Source organism: Mesorhizobium sp. M7D.F.Ca.US.004.01.2.1, from assembly GCF_003997785.1.
Lineage (GTDB): Bacteria > Pseudomonadota > Alphaproteobacteria > Rhizobiales > Rhizobiaceae > Mesorhizobium > Mesorhizobium loti.
The window spans coordinates 1-2,991 of the sequence record NZ_RZRQ01000513.1; the positions used below are offsets into that span (position 1 = coordinate 1).

The 2,991-nt window shown below is 61.4% G+C and carries 1 protein-coding gene and 2 pseudogenes; all 3 read right to left on the reverse strand.

The window, feature by feature from the left end; translation table 11 throughout:
- A pseudogene (locus EN993_RS33955) lies at positions 1-770 on the reverse strand (SPOR domain-containing protein); the annotation flags it as partial.
- 103 nt (positions 771-873) lie between these two features.
- Positions 874-2,631, reverse strand: a complete 1,758-nt coding sequence (argS, locus tag EN993_RS33960; protein ID WP_127266064.1) for an arginine--tRNA ligase — start codon at positions 2,629-2,631, stop codon at positions 874-876.
- A gap of 75 nt (positions 2,632-2,706) precedes the next feature.
- A pseudogene (locus EN993_RS33965) lies at positions 2,707-2,991 on the reverse strand (deoxyguanosinetriphosphate triphosphohydrolase); the annotation flags it as partial.

Sequence of the window (2,991 nt, forward strand, 5' to 3'; positions counted from 1 at the left end):
AGATACTCACCGGAGATTGCCTGGGCATCACGCGCAGCCGCCTGCTCCGGCATGGGATACTCGACGGGATCGGCAGCCGTGTGGGACTGTTCCACCGCCGAATGGTCGTCGAGCATCAGCTCGTCTTCGAGCGAGATCGCAACCGCATCGTCGAATTCATGATTGGAAGCCGTCTCGACTGAAGCTGGCGCGTCGGCGACGGCAACCGGGTGCCGGGCCTCTTCGGCTTCCTCATCGATCCGGAAGTCCTGGTCGAGCGACGCGGCAAGCTCGTCCGCCATCGGCTGATCGTCCTCGAAGGGCGAGACATCCTCAAGTGAACTGGCGACGGCATTGTCGAAATCAGACTCGAAAGACGGCACGGTTTCAGCGGCGGCCGCATGGCTGGCGCCGGCTGCTTGGTCGTCGACTTCGTCCAGGTCTAGATGGAAATCGTCGTCGAGCGACACCGAAAGCTCGTCGTCCATTGCGCCGGCGTCAGCCGCTTCGAACGCCGGCTCATGTCCGAATCTCGGCTCATGGGCCCCGGCAACCGGAGCGGCGTCGCTGTCGTCAGCGCCGAACTCGCCCATCATTTCCTTTTCGAGATCGATATCGAAATCGCCCTCTTCCGCCATGTGGTCGACGGCGGGGGCTTTCGGCTGGGCGGGCGATTGCGGCTTGACCGGCTGGCGCGGGTCGAACCCCATGATCCTGGTCAGTTCCGCGAACGGATCATCGTCAGCGATGTCGTTGTTGTCGGCTACTCTCAGCTGGGTTCTGTCTGCCATTATTGTTCCCGAACTCGCACTCATTCGGACGCCATGGACGTCGCGTAGGGTTGGCCCTTACCAGCGCAATGTGGGCAAAAGGTGACAGGTTATTTAGTCAAACCTAACGCATTTCGGTGGGCGCGGCGGCTCCGATCAACGTCAGGCCGGACGTCAAAACGTCCGAAACAGCCTGCACCAGCCCTAGTCTGGCATGCGTCAATTGTCGGTCGTTAACCTTAACAAAACGTAAGTCCGGATTATCCGTGCCACGGTTCCAGTGTCCGTGGAAGCTGGAAGCCAAATCATAGAGGTAGAATGCCAGCCTGTGCGGCTCGAGCGCAAGTGCCGCTGACTCGATCAGACGCGGGTACTCGGCAAGCTTGCGGATCAGGCCGATCTCGCCCTCGTCGGTCAGCAAAGCCACGGCGGACGCCAGGCTGTTGCGGTCGAAATTGGCTTCGCCCAATTGCTCGCTCGCCTGACGGAACACCGAATGGCAGCGCGCCGAGGCATACTGCACATAGAACACCGGATTGTCCTTGGACTGCTCGGTCACCTTGGCGAAATCGAAATCCAACGGTGCATCGTTCTTGCGGTAGAGCATCATGAAGCGTATCGCGTCGCGGCCGACCTCCTCCACCACTTCGCGCAGCGTCACGAAATCACCGGACCGCTTCGACATGCGCACCGGTTCGCCATCGCGAAACAGTTTCACCAACTGGCAAAGCAGCACGGTGAGCTTCAACTCTTCGCCGGCGATCGCCCGCGCCAGGGCTTCCAGCCGCTTGACGTAACCGCCATGGTCGGCGCCGAGCACATAGATCAAGTCGACGAAACCACGATCGACCTTGTCCTTGAGATAGGCCACGTCGGCGGCGAAGTAGGTGAATGAGCCATCCGACTTGACCAGCGCCCGATCCATGTCGTCGCCGACCGCGGTCGAGCGGAACAACGTCTGCTCACGGTCCTCCCAATCGTCGGGCTTCTCGCCCTTGGGCGGCGGCAGCTTGCCCTTGTAGATATGGCCTTTCAGAGTCAAATCGTTGATCGCCGAGCGAATCTTCTTGGCATTGTCGGCGTGCAGCGTGCGCTCGGAGAAGAACACGTCGTGATGCACGTTGAGCATCGCCAGATCCTCGCGGATCATCGCCATCATCGCATCGATGGTGCGGTCCTTGACGATGGCGAGCGCCTCATCGTCCGGCATCTGCAGAAGCGAGCGGCCGAATTCCGTGACCAGCGCCTGACCGACTGGCACCAGGTAATCGCCGGGATAGAGGCCGGCAGGTATTTCGCCGATGTCGTCGCCAAGCGCTTCGCGGTAGCGCAGGAATGCGGAACGGCCGAGCACGTCGATCTGCGAGCCGGCATCGTTGATGACATATTCCTTGGTCACGTCGTAGCCGGCGAAGGCCATCAGATTGGCGAGCGCGTCGCCGACGACAGCGCCCCTGCAATGGCCGACATGCATCGGCCCCGTCGGATTGGCCGAGACATATTCGACATTGGTCTTCCTGCCGCCGCCAACCGTCGAGCGGCCATAGTTGCGGCCCTCGCCAAGCAGTGCGGTCAGATGTGTCTGCCAGAAGCCGTCCTTGAGCCTGAGATTGACGAAACCAGGACCGGCCACCTCTGTTGCGGCGACATCCTTGTCGTCGCGCAGCGCTTGCGCCAGTCTTTCGGCCAGTGCGCGCGGATTCTGGCCGGTGGGCTTGGCCAGCACCATGGCCGCATTGGTCGCCAGATCGCCATGGCTGGCGTCGCGCGGCGGCTCGACGGCAATGCGCGACAAATCCGGCGAAACGCCATCATTGTCTTTCAGATCAAGCGCTTCGACGGCTTTTATGATTCGCGCGGTGAAATCGGCGAAGATGTTCATTTGTGTGACTCTGGGGTCTGGCTCTGGCGGCTTTGCAGCGAATCCGGCTCGTCGGCCGGCAAAATCGAGCCCGCCCTAGCTCAATTCAGGCGTATGGTCAAACAAACGCCGGTGTTCCTTGAGCGCGTAGGTGTCGGTCATACCCGCCAGGAAGTCGGCAACGCTGCGCGCCTTGATGCGATCGTCGGCCCGATCCAGCCCCTCGCGCCAGCCGTCCGGCATGGCTCGCGGATCGGCGAAATAGGCGTCGAACAGCTGCTTGACGATCTGCTCGGCGTCCGCGCGCACCCGCATCACCTCGGCATGCCGATAAAGATGCTTGTAGAGAACAGCCTTCAGTTCCTTCTCCAAGGCGGCCAT